This window comes from Streptomyces sp. NPDC058685, from assembly GCF_042714725.1.
Taxonomy (GTDB): domain Bacteria; phylum Actinomycetota; class Actinomycetes; order Streptomycetales; family Streptomycetaceae; genus Streptomyces.
Genome location: NZ_JBHXSL010000038.1, coordinates 55,719 through 72,741, shown reverse-complemented (window position 1 = coordinate 72,741; position 17,023 = coordinate 55,719). Strand labels below are relative to the sequence as shown.

Sequence of the window (17,023 nt, the reverse complement as noted above, 5' to 3'; positions counted from 1 at the left end):
GCGGGTTGTTCCCCCCCACCCTTCACCCGTTCGCCCCAAACTCCGTGTTCCCCCCCGGGCCGCCCCCCGTTGGGGGGCCCCGCCCTTCTGTGCGTTCGGGCTCTCCGACGCCGTCAGACGTCAGACGAGCGCCCCGCCGGGCAGCTCGACCTTGGCGCCGAGCTCCATGAGCTTCTCCATGAAGTTCTCGTAGCCGCGGTTGATCAGGTCGATGCCGTGGACGCGGGAGGTCCCCTGCGCCGCCAGCGCCGCGATCAGGTACGAGAAGCCGCCGCGCAGGTCGGGAATGACCAGATCCGCGCCCTGGAGCTTCGTCGGACCGGACACGACCGCCGAGTGCAGGAAGTTGCGCTGGCCGAAGCGGCAGTCCGAGCCGCCCAGGCACTCGCGGTACAGCTGGATGTGTGCACCCATCTGGTTGAGCGCGGAGGTGAAGCCGAGACGGGACTCGTAGACCGTCTCGTGGACGATGGAGAGCCCGGCGGCCTGCGTGAGGGCCACCACCAGGGGCTGCTGCCAGTCGGTCTGGAAACCGGGGTGTACGTCCGTCTCCAGCGCGATGGCGTTGAGCGAGCCGCCCGGGTGCCAGAAGCGGATGCCCTCGTCGTCGATCTCGAACGCGCCACCGACCCTCCGGTACGTGTTCAGGAACGTCATCATCGAGCGCTGCTGGGCGCCGCGCACATAGATGTTGCCCTCGGTGGCGAGCGCCGCGGACGCCCAGGAGGCCGCCTCCAGGCGGTCCGGGAGCGCCTTGTGGTTGTAGCCGCCGAGCTGGTCGACACCGGTGATCCGGATCGTCCGGTCGGTGTCCATGGAGATGATGGCGCCCATCTTCTGCAGCACGCAGATGAGGTCCTCGATCTCCGGCTCCACCGCCGCGTTCGACAGCTCGGTGACGCCCTCCGCCAGCACCGCCGTCAGCAGCACCTGCTCGGTGGAGCCGACCGACGGGTACGGCAGACGGATCTTGGTGCCGCGCAGCCGCTGCGGGGCCTCCAGGTACTGCCCGTCAGCCCGCTTCTCGATGGTCGCGCCGAACTGGCGCAGCACGTCGAAGTGGAAGTCGATCGGACGGCCGCCGATGTCGCAGCCGCCGAGGCCGGGGATGAAGGCATGGCCGAGGCGGTGCAGCAGGGGGCCGCAGAAGAGGATCGGGATCCGCGAGGAGCCCGCGTGGGCATCGATGTCGGCGACGTTGGCGCTCTCGACGTGCGTCGGGTCGAGCACCAGCTCGCCGGGCTCCTCGCCCGGCCGCACCGTCACACCGTGCAGCTGCAGCAGTCCGCGGACGACCCGCACATCGCGGATGTCGGGCACGTTGCGCAGCCTGCTCGGCCCGCTGCCGAGCAGAGCGGCGACCATGGCCTTCGGCACCAGGTTCTTGGCGCCGCGGACGCGGATTTCGCCCTCCAGCGGGGTTCCGCCGTGGACAAGCAGTACATCGTCTGTGCCGGTCATGAATCTCGCGTTCCGGAGGGTCCCCCTCAGTGGTGCGAGGGGAAGGTCGGACAGGGGGCCAGAGAAAAGGGTAAGGGGCCGTCACCCCTGCCCCGTAAGGGCAAGGACGCTTCAGACGCGTAATGAATTCGGTACAACACGTACGGTTCATGCGGTTTCGCGGAGCGTCACCGCCGGGGGCGGGGTCCGGCCGGTGCCGCGGGCCGTCCTGAGCTGCGCCGGTTCTCACACTGTCCTCGCTCGGGCCCCGCGCGGGGCCAAGATGCGGGATCATGTCTCGCATGACCGAGGTGTCCTCGCTCACAGGGCGGCTGCTCGTCGCCACACCCGCCCTCGCCGACCCCAACTTCGACCGGGCGGTGGTCCTGCTGCTCGACCACGACGACGAGGGCTCGCTCGGCGTGGTCCTCAACCGGCCGACGCCCGTCGACGTCGGCGACATCCTGGAATCCTGGGCAGGGCTCGCCGGCGAGCCCGGTGTGGTCTTCCAGGGCGGCCCGGTCTCGCTGGACTCGGCGCTCGGAGTCGCCGTGATCCCGGGCGACGAGGGGCCGCTCGGATGGCGCCGGGTGTACGGGGCGATCGGTCTGGTCGACCTGGAGACACCACCGGAACTGCTCGGCGCGGCACTCGGCTCGCTGCGCATCTTCGCCGGGTACGCGGGGTGGGGGCCGGGCCAGCTGGAGGACGAGCTCGGCGAGGGCGCCTGGTACGTCGTGGAGTCCGAGCCCGGCGATGTCTCGTCGCCGCAGCCGGAGACGCTGTGGCGGGCGGTGCTGCGCAGACAGCGCAACGAACTGGCGATGTTCGCGACGTATCCGGACGACCCCTCGCTGAACTGACATCCGGGTGGCGGCGGCCGGGACCCGGGTCGTGTCCCGCGGGCACCGGGGGGTCGCGGGTGTGAGTACCCTTGGAGCTCATGAGCACTCTTGAGCCCGAGCGCGGGACTGGGACGGGAACCCTCGTAGAACCGACGCCGCAGGTGTCGAGCGGCGACGGCGACCACGAGCGCTTCGCCCACTACGTCCAGAAGGACAAGATCATGGCGAGTGCCCTCGACGGCACTCCCGTCGTGGCGCTGTGCGGGAAGGTCTGGGTGCCGGGGCGCGACCCCAAGAAGTACCCGGTCTGCCCGATGTGCAAGGAGATCTACGAGTCCATGGGCCCGGGTGGCGACAAGGACAAGGGCGGCAAGGACAAGAAGTAACCCCCGGCCGCGGACCCACCGGGTCCCGGCGGCCGGAACCCCGAACCGGTACGGCCCCTGTGGCGCGCATCTGTGCGCGCCACAGGGGCCGTTCGCGTTGCACGGAGTGCACCCGGCGGTCACAAGGTGGTTGAGACCTCTTGTCCCCGTGTTTGAGCGGCTCTAGCCTCCTGCGTGTTGTGCAGCACGAAACGTTGGTTGCGTATGTTGCAACGATGACCCGTAGGGGATCACCCATGAAGCTCAGCGCCCGAATCGCCGCACCCGTCGCGGCACTTGTCCTGGCGGGCCTCACCGCCACCGCCTGTGCCCCGCAGACCTCCGACAGCAGTGCCGACAAGGACGAGAAGAAGGGGACCCTGCGGGTCTGGCTGTTCCAGGAGGTCAACAACAAGCCCAAGGAGAAGGTGGTCGACGAGGCCGTCGCCGCCTTCACCGAGAGGCACAAGGACAGCAAGGTCGAGATCGAGTACATCCCCGTCGAGACCCGCGCCCAGCGGATCAAGGCCGCCTTCAACGACCCGAAGAGCGCCCCGGACCTGATCGAGTACGGCAACACCGACACCGCCGGCTACGTCAAGGACGGCGGACTCGAGGACGTCAGCAAGGAGTTCGCGGACTGGGAGGACGCGAAGTCCGCCGACCCCACGGCCACCCAGTCGGTCACCGTCGACGGCAAGATCTACGGCGCGCCCTTCTTCGTCGGCGTACGGGCCCTGTACTACCGCACCGACGTCTTCCGCGAACTGGGCCTGAAGCCCCCGAAGACGCAGGACGAGCTGATCTCCACCGCCAAGAAGATCCGCGCCCAGAAGCCCGACCTGTACGGGATCGCGGTCGGCGGCGCCTACACCTACGGAGCGATGCCCTTCATCTGGGCCAACGGGGGTGAACTGGCGAAGGACGAGGGCGGTACCTACAAGTCGGCCATCAACAGCCCGGCCGCCCAGAAGGGCATCACGGCCTACACCTCGCTGTTCGGCGACGACAACTGCCCGGCCGCCAAGTGCGCCTCCATGGGCGGCAACGCGACCGTCACCGCCTTCGCGTCCGGCAAGGCGGCCATGGCGATAGGCGGCGACTTCAGCCACCAGGCCGTGGAAGCGGGCTCGGTGAAGGGCAAGTACGCGGTCGTGCCGCTGCCGGGGGTCACGTCCGGGGAGACGGCGCCCGCCTTCGCCGGCGGCAACAACGTCGGTGTCCTCAAGAGCAGTTCGCACCGCACGCTCGCGGTGGACCTCATGAAGGAGCTCGCCGGCAAGGAGACGCAGCGCAAGCTGTTCGCGGCGATGGGCTTCCTGCCGACGTACACCGACGTGCGTTCCGAGGTGGCGAAGAAGGAGCCGTTCGTCGCCCCGTTCGTCGAGACGCTCGCCTCGGGCGCCAAGTTCGTGCCGGCCTCGCCCGGCTGGGGACAGATCGACTCCTCGCTCGTCCTGCCGACGATGTTCCAGGAGATCGTCAGCGGCAAGAAGGACGTGGCCGCGGCGTCGGGTGACGCCGCCAAGAAGATGGACACGGCGTTCTCCGCCGCGGGCTGACCGCCATGACGCACCACGCGACAGCCGCCGAGCCGGTCGCGGTCCCCGTCAGGACCGCGCCGGCCCCGGCCGGAAGCCGCCGCACGAAACGGCGCGACGGACGCTGGACCCCCTGGGTCTATCTCGCGCCCGCCCTGGTCGTCCTCGCCGGACTGCTCGTCTACCCGATCTACCAGCTCGGCCTGATCTCGTTCCTCGAATACACCCAGGCACAGGTCAGCGGCGGCGAACCGACCACCTTCCAGGGCTTCGGCAACTACCGCACGCTCTTCGCCGACAGCCAGTTCTGGGAGGTCCTGCTCGCCACCGTCGTCTTCGCGGCCGCCTGCGTCGTCGCCACCCTCGCCGTCGGCTGCACGCTCGCCGTACTGCTGACGCGCATCAGGGCGGTGCCCCGGCTGGCGCTGATGATGGCCGCGCTCGGCGCCTGGGCCACCCCCGCCATCACCGGCTCCACCGTCTGGGTCTTCCTCTTCGACCCGGACTTCGGTCCGGTCAACCGCATCCTCGGTCTCGGCGACCACTCCTGGACCTACGGGCGCTACAGCGCGTTCGCCCTCGTGCTCTTCGAAGTGGTGTGGTGCTCGTTCCCGTTCGTGATGGTCACGGTCTACGCGGGCATCCGCTCGATCCCCTCCGAGGTACTGGAGGCGGCTTCCCTGGACGGTGCGTCGCAGTGGCGTATCTGGCGCTCCGTCATGGCCCCGATGCTGCGGCCCATTCTGGTGGTCGTCACCATTCAGTCGATCATCTGGGACTTCAAGGTCTTCACGCAGATCTATGTGATGACGAACGGCGGAGGCATCGCCGGCCAGAATCTCGTGCTCAATGTGTACGCCTATCAGAAGGCCTTCGCGTCCTCGCAGTACAGCCTGGGCTCCGCGATCGGCATCGTCATGCTGCTGATTCTGCTGGCCGTCACCCTCGTCTATCTGCGCCTTCTGCGACGCCAGGGAGAAGAACTGTGAGCTCGCTCCGTATCCGCCGTCCCTGGCGCCTCGCGGCCGAGGCATCCGCGCTCGTCATCGCGGTGATCGTGGCCTTCCCGCTGTACTGGATGGTGCTCTCCGCGTTCAAACCGGCGGGCGAGATCCAGTCCACCGACCCGCGCCCCTGGACGCTCTCACCGTCGCTCGACTCCTTCCGCCGCGTCTTCGAACAGCAGGAATTCGGCCGCTATTTCCTCAACAGCCTGTTCGTCGCCGGGGTGGTGGTCATCGCGTCCGCCCTGATCGCCTTCCTCGCGGCGACCGCCGTCACACGGTTCCGTTTCCGGTTCCGCACGACCCTGCTGATCATGTTCCTCGTGGCGCAGATGGTGCCGATCGAGGCGCTGACGATCCCGCTGTTCTTCCTCATGCGGGACTTCGGCCAGCTCAACACCCTGGGCTCGCTGATCCTTCCGCACATCGCGTTCTCGCTGCCGTTTGCGATCTGGATGCTGCGGGGCTTCGTGAAGGCGGTGCCGGAGGCGCTGGAGGAGGCCGCGTACATCGACGGCGCGAGCCGGACACGCTTCCTGTGGCAGATCCTGTTCCCGCTGGTGTTCCCGGGACTTGTGGCGACGAGCGTCTTCTCGTTCATCTCCACCTGGAACGACTTCCTGTTCGCCAAGTCCTTCATCATCAGCGACACCTCGCAGTCGACACTGCCGATGGCGCTGCTGGTGTTCTTCAAGCCGGACGAGAACGACTGGGGCGGCATCATGGCCGGCTCCACGGTGATGACCGTGCCCGTCCTGGTCTTCTTCGTCCTCGTGCAACGGCGCCTGGTGTCCGGCCTGGGCGGCGCCGTGAAGGACTGACGCGGCAGCCCGCCCGCCCCACCCCGCTCCCACCCTGAAAGGCTGCCGTCATGGAAGACGCGTCCCTGATCCCCCGGCCCGTGCTCGTCGAAGCCCCCGGGGCCGCACCGGAGGTCTCCGCCCGGCCGGGGAACGGCCGGGTGCTGCTCGGCACGCACACCCGCATCGACGCCGAGGCCGGGACCGAGAGCACCGCACGGTGGCTGCGCGCCGTGCTCGGCGCCGCCACCGGGCTCACCTTCCCCGACGGAGCCGACCCGCACGGCATCGCCCTGCGCATCAGCCCCGACGTGGAGCGGGAACTGGGGCCCGAGGGCTACCGGCTCTGCACGGACGGCTCCGCCACGGGTGCGGCGGTCGTCGTGGAGGGCGGCAGCCCCGCCGGTGTCTTCTGGGGCGCGCAGACCCTGCGTCAACTGCTGGGTCCCGACGCCTTCCGCGCCGCGCCGCTGCCACCCGCGGGCCGTACCTGGGACCTGCCGCGCGTCGCCGTCGCGGACCGTCCCCGCTTCGCCTGGCGCGGCATGATGCTCGACGTCTCACGGCACTTCCTGCCGAAGACCGACGTACTGCGCCAACTCGACCTGCTCGCCGCGCACAAGCTGAACGTCTTCCACTTCCACCTCACCGACGACCAGGGCTGGCGCATCCGGATCGAGCGCCACCCCCGTCTCACCGACATCGGTTCCTGGCGCGCCCGCACCAAATACGGCCACCGGGCCTCCGACCTCTGGGACGAGACCCCGCACGGCGGTTACTACACCCAGGACGACATCCGCGAGATCGTCGCGTACGCCGCCGACCGGCACATCACCGTCGTCCCCGAGATCGACATCCCCGGCCACTCGCAGGCCGCCATCGCCGCGTACCCGGAACTGGGCAACACCGACGTCGCCACCTCTCCCGACGGCAAGCCCCTGGCCGTCTGGGACACCTGGGGCATCAACCCGAACGTCCTCGCCCCCACGGACAGCACGCTGCGCTTCTACGAGGGCGTGCTGGAGGAGGTCCTGGCGCTCTTCCCCTCGACGTTCATCCACATCGGAGGCGACGAGTGCCTCAAGGACCAGTGGAAGGCATCCCCGGCCGCCCAGGCCCGTATCGCGGAGCTGGGCCTCGCCGACGAGGACGAGCTCCAGTCCTGGTTCATCCGGCACTTCGACACCTGGCTGTCCGCCCGCGGCCGCCGGCTGATCGGCTGGGACGAGATCCTGGAGGGCGGTCTCGCACCCGGCGCCGCCGTCTCCTCCTGGCGCGGCTACGCGGGCGGCATCGCGGCGGCGGAGGCCGGCCACGACGTCGTGATGTGCCCCGAACAGCAGGTGTATCTGGATCACCGGCAGGACGGCGGTCCCGACGAGCCCATGCCCATCGGCTATGTCCGCACCCTGGAGGACGTCTACCGCTTCGAACCCGTTCCGCCGGGGCTGTCCCCGGAGGCGGCCGCGCACATCATGGGCACCCAGGCCAACGTCTGGACCGAGGTGATGCAGAACCGGGCACGCGTCGACTACCAGGTCTTCCCCCGGCTCGCAGCCTTCGCCGAGGTCGCCTGGTCGGCACTGCCCGCTTCCGACGAACGGGACTTCGCGGACTTCGAGGGGCGAATGACCGTGCACTACCGCCGCCTTGACGCACTCGGCGTCGACTACCGGCCGCCCGGCGGCCCGTTGCCGTGGCAGAAGCGCCCTCTGCCCGAAGGAATGACGGGCAGTCTCGGACGCCCGATCGAGGGTGCGCCCCCAAACGTGTGAGCCCGGCGCAAGCCCGGTGCTCGGGGCCGCGCATCCTGTCACGGTGGTAGGGCCGTGAGGAATACCCGCAACGGTCACCGAAGAGTGGCAATCCGCCTGTGATTCCGATGGCGTTCCAAAACGGTCGAACACCGAGCGAAGGGTGCATCCGGTACGGATGCGCCCTTCGCGGACCCGTTCGTCGGTCGGCTCGGAAGATGTGCCAGAGTTGCCACGTCCGGGCTGTGAGCACGTACGGTACGGCCAGCACGGGCGGGACAGCCGGACACCGGGAAGGGGCAGCTGGGTGACCACGCACGCACCGCAGACATCGCAGTCGGTGACGCTGCCGGCTTCGCTCGACGAGGCCGTGGCGGCGCTGACCGACATGCCCGCCGCCGTGCCGGTCGCCGGTGGCACCGACCTCATGGCCGCCGTCAACCGGGGCCAGCTGCGTCCCGCAGGACTCGTCGGCCTCGGCCGCATCAGCGAGATCCGCGGCTGGCGCTACCTGGACGGACACGCCCTGCTCGGCGCCGGCCTCACCCACGCCCGCATGGGACGCCCCGACTTCGCCGCCCTCATCCCCGCACTCGCCGCGTCCGCGCGCGCCGCCGGCCCGCCCCAGATCCGCAACGCGGGCACTCTGGGCGGCAACATCGCCACCGCGGCCCCGACCGGCGACACCCTGCCCGTCCTGGCCGCCCTGGAGGCGGACCTCGTCATCGCGGGACCCGGCGGCAGTCGCCGGGAGATCCCCGTGTCCCACTTGCTCGCGGGCCGCGAGATGCTCGGACCGGCCGAACTCATCGGCTTCGTACGCGTGCCCCTGCTGCATGCCCCGCAGGTCTTCGTGAAGGCCACGGGCCGCACCGGCCCCGGCCGCGCCACCGCGTCCGTCGCGGTCGTCCTCGACCCGGTGCGGCGCGGGGTGCGCTGCGCGGTCGGCGCGATCGCGCCGATGCCGCTGCGGCCGCTGGAGGCCGAGCGCTGGATCGCGTCACTGATCGACTGGGACGGCGAGCGCGGTCTCGCGGGCGAGGCGCTGGCGGCCTTCGGGGAGTACGTCGCGGCGGCGTGCATCCCCGACCGGGCCCCGGCCGCGCCGGGCGAGGAGCAGCCCGTGCTGCCGCCCGCCGTACTGCATCTGCGGCGCACCGTCGCCGCGCTGGCCCGACGTGCACTGGGGAGGGCGCTGTCGTGAGCAACGAAGAGAATCCGCGGGGGCGGGCGCCGGAGCACGGCGGCTGGGAGCCGACGCCTCAGGGCGAGTACGACGCCGAGGCGACCGGCTTCTTCCAACTGCCCCCCGAGGGCTCGCAGGACGGCGCGCCGCTCGCGGCACCCGGACACGGCTACGTACCGCCGATGATCATGCCGTTGACGCCGGTGTCCGACCCGTCGGTGCCGGAGGGCTGGCACGTCCAGCAGCCCACCGGCGAGCCCGAGACCGTGCAGTGGCCCGAGCCCGGCGGCTCCGCCGGTCACGGTGGGCAGTACACGGACCGGTACTCCCCGGACGCGCACGTCACCGGCCAGTGGAGCTTCACCGAGGGCGAGCCCGCACCCGCCTCCGACGTGACCGGCCAGTGGACCATCCCGGTCGCCCAGGGCGATCTGCCGGAGGAGTCGGGCGAGTTCGCCGCCTCCCTGCTCCAGTCCCAGTGGGGCTCCGCCCCGGCGACCCTGCCGGGCGGCGCGTCCGCCCCGTGGGCGAGCGAGGCACCGGCGACGCTGCCCGGCGGCGCACCCGCGCCCTGGGCCACGGCGCCCGCCGGCGGGAGCGCCGCGGACGACGAGCGCGCGCCGGAGCCCGAGGCCGCGGAGCCGCCGGCGGAGGACGCCCCGGTCGAGCACGCGTCGGCCGAGCACGCGTCGGCCGAGCGGCGCGAGGAGGAGAACGCGGGGGAGCCGTCAGGGGACGCGTACGCCCCGGAGCCCTTCGCGGCCGCCGAGGCAGCCGCTCCCGAGGCCGCAGCTCCCGAGAGCGCTTCCGCCGATTCCGTCCCGTCTCCCGAGACCGCAGCGTCCGCGGGGGCCGCCCTCTCCTCGACCGGCACCGAGGAGCACCCGCCCACCTCCTACGTCCTGCGCGTCAACGGGGCCGACCGGCCCGTCACCGACGCCTGGATCGGCGAGTCGCTGCTCTACGTGCTGCGCGAGCGCCTCGGCCTCGCCGGCGCCAAGGACGGCTGCTCCCAGGGGGAGTGCGGTGCCTGCAACGTCCAGGTCGACGGCCGTCTCGTCGCCTCCTGCCTGGTCCCGGCGGCGACCGCCGCCGGATCCGAGGTCCGTACGGTCGAAGGGCTCGCCGGCGACGGCGAACCGTCCGACGTCCAGCGCGCCCTCGCGGCCTGCGGCGCCGTCCAGTGCGGCTTCTGCATCCCCGGTATCGCCATGACCGTGCACGACCTCCTGGAGGGCAACCACGCCCCCTCGGAGCTCGAGACCCGCCAGGCCCTCTGCGGCAACCTCTGCCGCTGCTCGGGCTATCGCGGCGTGCTCGACGCCGTGAAGGAGGTCGTCGCCGAGCGCGGAGCGAGCGCGGCGGCCGCCGCCGAGGCGAGTGAGGAAGCGCGCATTCCGCACCAGGCGCCGCCCGGTGCCGGTAGTGTGCAGCCCCACCCGCACGACGGAGGCATGGCGTGACCAGTGACGCGGCCACCACCGCGACGCCCCAGACGGCCGGTACACCCCGCCCCGACCAGCCGACCCACGGCCTCGGTGCCTCCCTGCCTCCCGCCGACGCCCGGGCCAAGACCGAGGGCACCTTCCCGTACGCCTCCGACCTGTGGGCCGAGGGCCTGCTGTGGGCGGCCATCCTGCGCTCCCCGCACCCGCACGCCCGGATCGTGTCGATCGACACCTCGGCGGCCCAGGAGATGCCGGGCGTACGGGCCGTGGTGACGCACGAGGACATTCCGGGCGACACCGCGTACGGCAGGCGCATCGCCGACCGCCCCGTCTTCGCCTCCGAGATCGTCCGCCACCACGGCGAGGCGCTCGCGGCCGTGGCCGCCGACCACCCGGACACCGCCCGTCTCGCGGCCGCCGCCATCGCCGTCGAGTACGAGGTGCTCGAACCGGTCACCGACCCCGAGAAGGCCTTCGCCGCCGAGCCCCTGCACCCCGACGGCAATCTGATCCGGCACATCCCGCTGCGCTACGGCGACCCGGACGTCGCGGGCGACATCGTCGTGGAGGGCCTGTACCGGATCGGCCGCCAGGACCCCGCGCCCATCGGCGCGGAGGCCGGTCTCGCCGTCCCCCGGCCCGACGGCGGGGTCGAGCTGTACGTCGCCTCCACCGACCCGCACACCGACCGCGACCTGGCCGCATCGTGCTTCGGCCTGGACGCCGAGCGGGTGAAGGTCGTCGTGACGGGCGTCCCCGGCGCCACCGGCGACCGCGAGGATCCCGGCTTCCAGCTCCCGCTCGGCCTGCTCGCGCTGAAGACCGGCTGCCCGGTCAAACTGACGGCCACCCGCGAGGAGTCCTTCCTCGGCCACGCCCACCGCCACCCGACCCTGCTGCGATACCGCCACCACGCGGACACCGAGGGCCGTCTGGTGAAGGTCGAGGCCCAACTGCTGCTGGACGCCGGTGCGTACGCCGACGCCTCCTCCGAATCCCTCGCCGCGGCCGTCGCGTTCGCCTGCGGCCCCTACGTCGTCCCGCACGCCTTCATCGAGGGCTGGGCCGTCCGCACGAACAACCCGCCCTCCGGCCATGTGCGCGGCGAGGGCGCCATGCAGGTGTGCGCGGCCTACGAGGCCCAGATGGACAAACTGTCCGCGAAACTGGGACTCGACCCCACCGAGGTCCGGCTCCGCAACGTCCTCGCGACCGGCGACATCCTCCCCACCGGCCAGACGGTCACCTGCCCGGCCCCGGTGGCCGAACTGCTCCAGGCCGTACGGGACTTCCCGCTCCCCTCGCTGCCCAAGGACTCGCCGGAGGACGACTGGCTCCTGCCCGGCGGACCCGAGGGCGCCGGCGAACCGGGCGCCGTCCGCCGCGGCGTCGGCTACGCGCTGGGCATGGTCCACATGCTCGGCGCCGAGGGCACCGACGAGGTCTCCACGGCCACGGTCAAGGTGCACGACGGGGTCGCCACCGTCATCTGCGCGGCCGTCGAGACGGGCCAGGGCTTCTCCACGCTCGCCCGCCAGATCGTCCAGGAGACGCTCGGCGTCGAAGAGGTCCACGTGGCCTCGGTCGACACGGACCAGCCCCCGGCCGGCCCGGCGGCCCACGGCCGCCACACCTGGGTCTCGGGCGGCGCGGTGGAACGGGCCGCGAAGATGGTCCGCACCCAGCTGCTTCAGCCGCTGGCGCACAAGTTCGGCATGTCCACCGAGCTGCTCCAGATCACCGACGGCAAGATCACGTCGTACGACGGAGTGCTGTCCACGACGGTCACGGAAGCGCTGGACGGCAAGGAACTCTGGGCGACCGCCCAGTGCCGCCCGCACCCCACGGAACCTCTCGACGGCTCGGGCCAGGGCGACGCGTTCGTGGGCATGGCGTTCTGCGCGGTGCGCGCGGTGGTCGACGTGGACATCGAACTCGGCTCGATCCGCGTGGTCGAGATGGCGGTGGCCCAGGACGTGGGCCGCATCCTCAACCCGGCACAGCTCGCCAGCCGTATCGAGGCGGGCGTCACCCAGGGCGTCGGCACGGCCCTCACCGAGAACCTCCGCACGGCCCGCGGCCTGGTCCGTCACCCGGACCTCACGGGCTACGCCCTCCCGACCTCCCTGGACGCCCCGGACATCCGGATCGTGAAGCTGGTCGAGGAACGGGACGTGGTGGCCCCGTTCGGAGCCAAACCGGCCAGCGCGGTCCCGGTGGTGACGTCTCCGGCGGCGGTGGCGGCGGCGGTGCGGGCGGCGACGGGCAGACCGATCAACAGACTGCCGATCAGACCGCAGGCGGCGGTGGCCGTTCCGCAGGGCTAGGACACGGCCGATTGCTCCTGCACGAGCGTGAAGTTGCTCTTGCACGTGCGTGAAGCAGTTCACTAGGTTCGACCGCAGTGTGCCCATGGGACGGGACGCGCGGGGGAGGAACCTTCATGGCGTGGGACGACTGGGAGCGGCTCAAGAGCACGGCGGGCGGGCAACAGCCGACCGGGATGCAGCTCAATCAGGTGCCCGCGGATCCGGGAGGGTCCGGCACGGGCGGCCTCGTCGTGAACCAGGACGATCTGGGAGCCGTCGGGCACGAGGCGTTCGTTCTGCACGGCGAGCTGGGCAAAGGCGCGGACCTCGCCGGGATGGGGGCGGACAAGAGCGGGGCGGGGTCGACGATGCAGGCCTCCTCGGAGCTCTCGCGGAACCACTTCGCCCTGGGCCCGGCCCTCGGAACTGCCCTGAGCATGTGGGACACCTCCCTGAAGACCCTGCTGCAAGCCTGCGCGCACATCTCGAACCACCTCGACTACAGCAAGGGGCAGCACGCGAACGACGACGCCCAGATCGCCGCTTCTCTGCGGCATCGGGACGGCAGCGCGGAGTCCTGGTCGAAGATCAACGAGTACTTCAAGTAAGCGCGGGGAAACGGGCGGAACAGGGGAACAGCGGTGGGCAACCTCACTCTCACAGACCTCGTCGAGGTCGATCTCGGCAAGCTGGGAGCGGCCGTCGCGGACTGGAAGAAGGCCGCCGACAGCCTCAAGAAGCTGGCGGGCAACGCCGACAGCGGCATGTACGCCAAGTCGGAGCGTGCGCGCTGGAGAGGTGACAACGCCACGGTGACCCGCGACTTCGTCCGCAAGACGAAGAAGGAGTTCGCCGACGCCCAGGCGCAGGCTCAGACGACGTACCAGCTCCTCGAGGACGCCCACTCCGAACTCGTCGGCATCCAGAAGAAGGTGCAGACGGCCGTCGGCACGGACGCGGCCCATATCGGCTGCCGGATCGAGGACATCGGCGGCGGGGCCGTCCGCTGGTTCTTCCCCCACGTACGGGGCGACACCGACGAGCGGACACAGGCACAGCGGGACGCGGCCCAGGCCCTGGCCGACCGTGTGGCCGGACTGATCGGGCACGCGTCGGAGATCGACGCCTCGGTGGCACGGGCGCTCGGCAAGTCGCACGGCAACGATCCGCACAACTTCGGGCACACGAACTACGACTCGCTCGACGCGGCCCAGGAAGAACGCGCCGCCGAGCTCGCCCGGAAGAGCCTCACGCTCTACAAGGAGGGCAAGGAGCTGTCGGAGGAGGAGCTCAAGGAACTCCGCACGATCCTCCAGTACAACGCCGACGACCAGCCCTTCGCCACCAAGCTCTACCGCGACCTCGGCCCCGAGGGCGCCCTCAGGTTCCAGGCGCAGATCTCCCTCGACGGCACCGCGGAGGGCGGCACCCAGCTCCAGCTCGCCCGCAGCATCCAGGACAGCATGGGCGTCGCCCTCGCCACCGCGCAGCCGAAGCTCGGCGACGAGTACACCCAGGAGCTGATGAAGCTCGGGCGCAGCAACCTCGACCTGGAGATGCTGGGCAACCGCATCGAGCCCAAGGGCTACCAGGTGCTCGGCACCCTGCTGCGACACGGCACGTACGAGAAGGACTTTCTCGACAAGGTCGGCAACGACATGATCGCGTACGAGCGGGAGATGGACGGAGGCGCCTGGTCCCGCCCGGACGGCAGCTACGCCGGCATGAAGGGCTTCGGCCTCAACGCCGACACGACCGGCGGAGGCGGCTGGGACCCGCTCACGGGCCTGCTGGAGGCGTACGGCCGCAACCCCGACGCCTCCACCGCCTTCCTCCAGGCGAACGTCGCGGGCCCCGGCGAGAGCATGACGAACCTCGACTACCTGATGGGCATGGGCTCCGACGGCAAGGGCGAGGGCGCCCGCACCTGGATCCCCGACGCGACGTCCCCGATGACCGCGGGCGAGGACAAGGTGTTCGGCAAGGACGCGCTCGGCCACGCGCTGGAGGCGGCGACGACGGGCATGCCGTTCGACCACGGCCCGGTGTCCCCGCACCCGGAGCACACGCCGGAACGCCTGGCCATCATGGAGAAGGTGGTCAACTCCCTGGCGGGGGACCCCAAGCTGATGGACGACAAGATGGCCGACAGCATGGGGCGCATGGCGGGCGAGTACATGCCGGAGATCAACAACACGCTGCGGCAGAGCGACAGCTTCGGGGACCTGTACGGGCATCCGCAGAAGTTCGACACCATGGCGACCGTCGAGTTCCTGGACGTGCTGGGCCGGAACCCGGAGTCGTACGCCGAGGCGACCCTCGGGGCGGAGAACTATTCGGCGACGCTGATGAGCGAAGTCGTCAAACACCCCGACAGGTTCTCCGGCACGCCGGCCGTGAACCTGCAGCACATCGCCTACGGCACAGGAACCGTCGAAGGCATCCTGGGCGGCGCGCGGCACGACGAGATCGTCACCGGCGGGCAGCTCAGCGACAAGGACTACAACGAGCAGCTGCAGAAGCGTGCCGACATGTTCAACTCGGTCTTCGGCTCCACGGTCGGTCTGGCCACCGAGCGGGTTCCGGTGGCGGGGGAGATCATCAACGGCGTCACCGAGATGGTGGTCGGCGAGGTGGTCGAGGGAGCAGAGCGGAACACTGCGGCGGAGACGGCGGACGAGGCTGGAAAGGCTTCGTTCGACGCCCGGCAGAACGCCACCGAGCAGGCGCTCAACGGCCTGTCCGTGGCCGGCATGCCCGCTGGTGCCAACGAAACGGATATGCGCACGAACGTCGACAACCAGTCCGAGGTGGGCTACGACCACGGCGTGGACATGCATCGAGACGCAAAAGACTTCTACCAGCGAAACCCTCCGGAGTAGGCGAGCATGTCGGTGTCTGTGAAGTCCGCGCGGGGCAAGATCTTTGCCCTCGCCGCAGTGTTGTTGGTCGCGGCCGTGGGCCTGGGGGTGTGGCTCTGGGTGGGCGACGACAAAGAGGAGAGCACGCCGCTGAGCGCGCCGGCCAAGCCGTGCTGGGACGGGACGCCGAGCCATCAGTCCATGCAGAAGCTGCTCGGGCCGGGCAAGCAGTTGATCCTCAGGAAGTCACCGTACGGGGTGATCAAGGATCACTCGACGACCCGCTGCAATTACGACGTCCAGGGTGCCAACGGCGTGGAGCCCTTGCTCTCGGTGTACCTGAGTTGGCACCGCGAACCGCCTAAGGTGTCCGATCTCCCTGTGCCCGGCGCCGGCCCGGGGGACAAGGTGAAGGAGTTCGACGCCGGGATGCTCGCGTACTACCTGCGGGCCACGAACCGGCTCTACTTCCAGTGCGATGTGGATCAGCCGAAGGACGCTGCGGACAACCTCCGGAACGACAAGTACGTGAGGGTCGACGTCGCGGCGCACCCGATGGACTCCGCTGATCTCACAGCGAAGCAGGCTCGTGAAGTGGGCCTCGGCATGGTGCTGGAGGTCGCCCACAAGGTCGCGGACCAGGCGGGATGCACCAACGACACCAACCTTCCGAAGTCCGCCCCGAAGGTCGACGACGCGAACTGGCCTCGTTTCCACTAGGGACAATGTGTCCGTGAGGATTGGTGCGGTGCGGATCAAGGTCCTGGTTCTCGCCGGAGTGTTGGCCATCGCGGCCGCCGGGCTGGGTGTCTGGCTCTGGGCGGGCGACGGCGACGGCGAGAGCGGGGCCAAGCCGCTGAGCGCACCCGCGAAGCCGTGCTGGGACGGGACGCCGAGCCGGGCGTCGTTGCAGAAGTTGCTCGGGCCCGGCAAGGAACTGCTCCATGAGAAGTCGGAGTTCCGTGTCGTCACGGACCATTCGCCCGCCCACTGCCAGTACGAGGCACTCGGTGACAAGCGGCTGGACACGGTGCTCGACATGGATGTCGCCTGGGCACAGGAGCTCCCCGGAGCGGACGACCCCCTGAGCGCCGACGCCCGCCCCGGAGACAAGCCCACGCCCTTCGACGCCGGAGCACGCGCCTACTATCTGCGGGCCACGCAGCGCGTCTACTTCGAATGCCGGCCGGACCATCCGGCCGACGCGCCGGCCCATGTGAAGCAGAGCCGGTACGTGTCGGTGGACGTCCTGGCCCGCCCCATGCCTTCCGCGCAGCTGAGCGCGAAGCAGGCTCGTGAAGTCGGCCTCGGCATGGTCCTGGAGGTCGCCCACAAGGTCGCCGACCAGGCGGGTTGCACCAATGACACGAGGCTTCCGCAGTCCGCCCCGAAGGTCGACGACGCGAACTGGCCCGACTTCACGTGAGGACGCCCGCCCCTGGGGCCGGCTCTCAGACCGGAGCCACCCCG

Annotated in this window: 14 protein-coding genes; 13 read left to right on the top strand and 1 reads right to left on the bottom strand. The window is 70.5% G+C overall.

Annotation, left to right across the window (positions count from 1 at the left end; translation table 11 throughout):
- Positions 1 to 120 precede the first annotated feature (120 nt).
- Entirely contained in the window at positions 121 to 1,461 is a 1,341-nt protein-coding gene (gene murA / locus ACFWU3_RS26240; protein WP_313946061.1) for a UDP-N-acetylglucosamine 1-carboxyvinyltransferase, read from the bottom strand.
- Positions 1,462 to 1,742: 281 nt separating this feature from the next.
- Here murA and ACFWU3_RS26235 point away from each other — a divergent pair, with 281 nt between their 5' ends.
- The 13 genes from ACFWU3_RS26235 to ACFWU3_RS26175 all read left to right on the top strand — a co-directional run bounded on the left by ACFWU3_RS26235 (position 1,743) and on the right by ACFWU3_RS26175 (position 16,979).
- Positions 1,743 to 2,303, top strand: a complete 561-nt coding sequence (locus tag ACFWU3_RS26235) for a YqgE/AlgH family protein (RefSeq protein ID WP_384442323.1) — start codon at positions 1,743 to 1,745, stop codon at positions 2,301 to 2,303.
- A gap of 80 nt (positions 2,304 to 2,383) precedes the next feature.
- Positions 2,384 to 2,671 carry a DUF3039 domain-containing protein gene (locus ACFWU3_RS26230; protein WP_313946063.1) on the top strand — a complete coding sequence of 96 codons (288 nt, stop codon included), beginning with the start codon at positions 2,384 to 2,386 and terminating at the stop codon, positions 2,669 to 2,671.
- A 236-nt stretch (positions 2,672 to 2,907) separates the two neighbouring features.
- Positions 2,908 to 4,212 carry an extracellular solute-binding protein gene (locus ACFWU3_RS26225; RefSeq protein WP_384442320.1) on the top strand — a complete coding sequence of 435 codons (1,305 nt, stop codon included), beginning with the start codon at positions 2,908 to 2,910 and terminating at the stop codon, positions 4,210 to 4,212.
- A gap of 5 nt (positions 4,213 to 4,217) precedes the next feature.
- Positions 4,218 to 5,180, top strand: a complete 963-nt coding sequence (locus ACFWU3_RS26220) for a carbohydrate ABC transporter permease (RefSeq protein WP_384442317.1) — start codon at positions 4,218 to 4,220, stop codon at positions 5,178 to 5,180.
- Positions 5,177 to 6,016 (top strand): carbohydrate ABC transporter permease, encoded by an 840-nt coding sequence (locus tag ACFWU3_RS26215; RefSeq protein WP_313946066.1) that lies wholly within the window; start codon positions 5,177 to 5,179, stop codon positions 6,014 to 6,016. Before ACFWU3_RS26220 ends, ACFWU3_RS26215 begins: the two co-directional genes overlap by 4 nt.
- 50 nt (positions 6,017 to 6,066) lie before the next feature.
- Positions 6,067 to 7,770 carry a beta-N-acetylhexosaminidase gene (locus tag ACFWU3_RS26210; RefSeq protein WP_384442314.1) on the top strand — a complete coding sequence of 568 codons (1,704 nt, stop codon included), beginning with the start codon at positions 6,067 to 6,069 and terminating at the stop codon, positions 7,768 to 7,770.
- 286 nt (positions 7,771 to 8,056) lie between these two features.
- On the top strand, positions 8,057 to 8,953 hold the full coding sequence (locus ACFWU3_RS26205) for an FAD binding domain-containing protein (protein WP_384442311.1): 897 nt from the start codon (positions 8,057 to 8,059) through the stop codon (positions 8,951 to 8,953).
- On the top strand, positions 8,950 to 10,398 hold the full coding sequence (locus tag ACFWU3_RS26200; RefSeq protein ID WP_384442309.1) for a (2Fe-2S)-binding protein: 1,449 nt from the start codon (positions 8,950 to 8,952) through the stop codon (positions 10,396 to 10,398). Before ACFWU3_RS26205 ends, ACFWU3_RS26200 begins: the two co-directional genes overlap by 4 nt.
- Entirely contained in the window at positions 10,395 to 12,710 is a 2,316-nt protein-coding gene (locus ACFWU3_RS26195; protein ID WP_384442306.1) for a xanthine dehydrogenase family protein molybdopterin-binding subunit, read from the top strand. The genes ACFWU3_RS26200 and ACFWU3_RS26195 overlap by 4 nt, the downstream gene beginning before the upstream one ends.
- A 116-nt stretch (positions 12,711 to 12,826) precedes the next feature.
- Complete coding sequence (locus tag ACFWU3_RS26190) at positions 12,827 to 13,300, top strand: hypothetical protein (RefSeq protein WP_384442303.1); 474 nt, start codon at positions 12,827 to 12,829, stop codon at positions 13,298 to 13,300.
- 33 nt (positions 13,301 to 13,333) lie between these two features.
- On the top strand, positions 13,334 to 15,574 hold the full coding sequence (locus tag ACFWU3_RS26185; protein WP_384442300.1) for a hypothetical protein: 2,241 nt from the start codon (positions 13,334 to 13,336) through the stop codon (positions 15,572 to 15,574).
- Positions 15,575 to 15,580: 6 nt separating this feature from the next.
- Positions 15,581 to 16,273, top strand: coding sequence for a hypothetical protein (locus ACFWU3_RS26180; protein WP_384442297.1), 693 nt, complete (start codon positions 15,581 to 15,583; stop codon positions 16,271 to 16,273).
- 13 nt (positions 16,274 to 16,286) lie between these two features.
- A complete protein-coding gene (locus tag ACFWU3_RS26175; protein ID WP_384442294.1) occupies positions 16,287 to 16,979 on the top strand; it encodes a hypothetical protein in 693 nt (230 codons plus the stop codon).
- The last annotated feature ends 44 nt before the right edge of the window (positions 16,980 to 17,023 follow it).

Coding starts and splice junctions, on each gene's coding strand:
- ACFWU3_RS26235 (WP_384442323.1), top strand. CDS start 1,743: ATGACCGAGGTGTCCTCGCTCACAGGGCGGCTGCTCGTCGCCACACCC.
- ACFWU3_RS26225 (WP_384442320.1), top strand. CDS start 2,908: ATGAAGCTCAGCGCCCGAATCGCCGCACCCGTCGCGGCACTTGTCCTG.
- murA (WP_313946061.1), bottom strand. CDS start 1,461: ATGACCGGCACAGACGATGTACTGCTTGTCCACGGCGGAACCCCGCTG.
- ACFWU3_RS26220 (WP_384442317.1), top strand. CDS start 4,218: ATGACGCACCACGCGACAGCCGCCGAGCCGGTCGCGGTCCCCGTCAGG.
- ACFWU3_RS26180 (WP_384442297.1), top strand. CDS start 15,581: ATGTCGGTGTCTGTGAAGTCCGCGCGGGGCAAGATCTTTGCCCTCGCC.
- ACFWU3_RS26190 (WP_384442303.1), top strand. CDS start 12,827: ATGGCGTGGGACGACTGGGAGCGGCTCAAGAGCACGGCGGGCGGGCAA.
- ACFWU3_RS26210 (WP_384442314.1), top strand. CDS start 6,067: ATGGAAGACGCGTCCCTGATCCCCCGGCCCGTGCTCGTCGAAGCCCCC.
- ACFWU3_RS26230 (WP_313946063.1), top strand. CDS start 2,384: ATGAGCACTCTTGAGCCCGAGCGCGGGACTGGGACGGGAACCCTCGTA.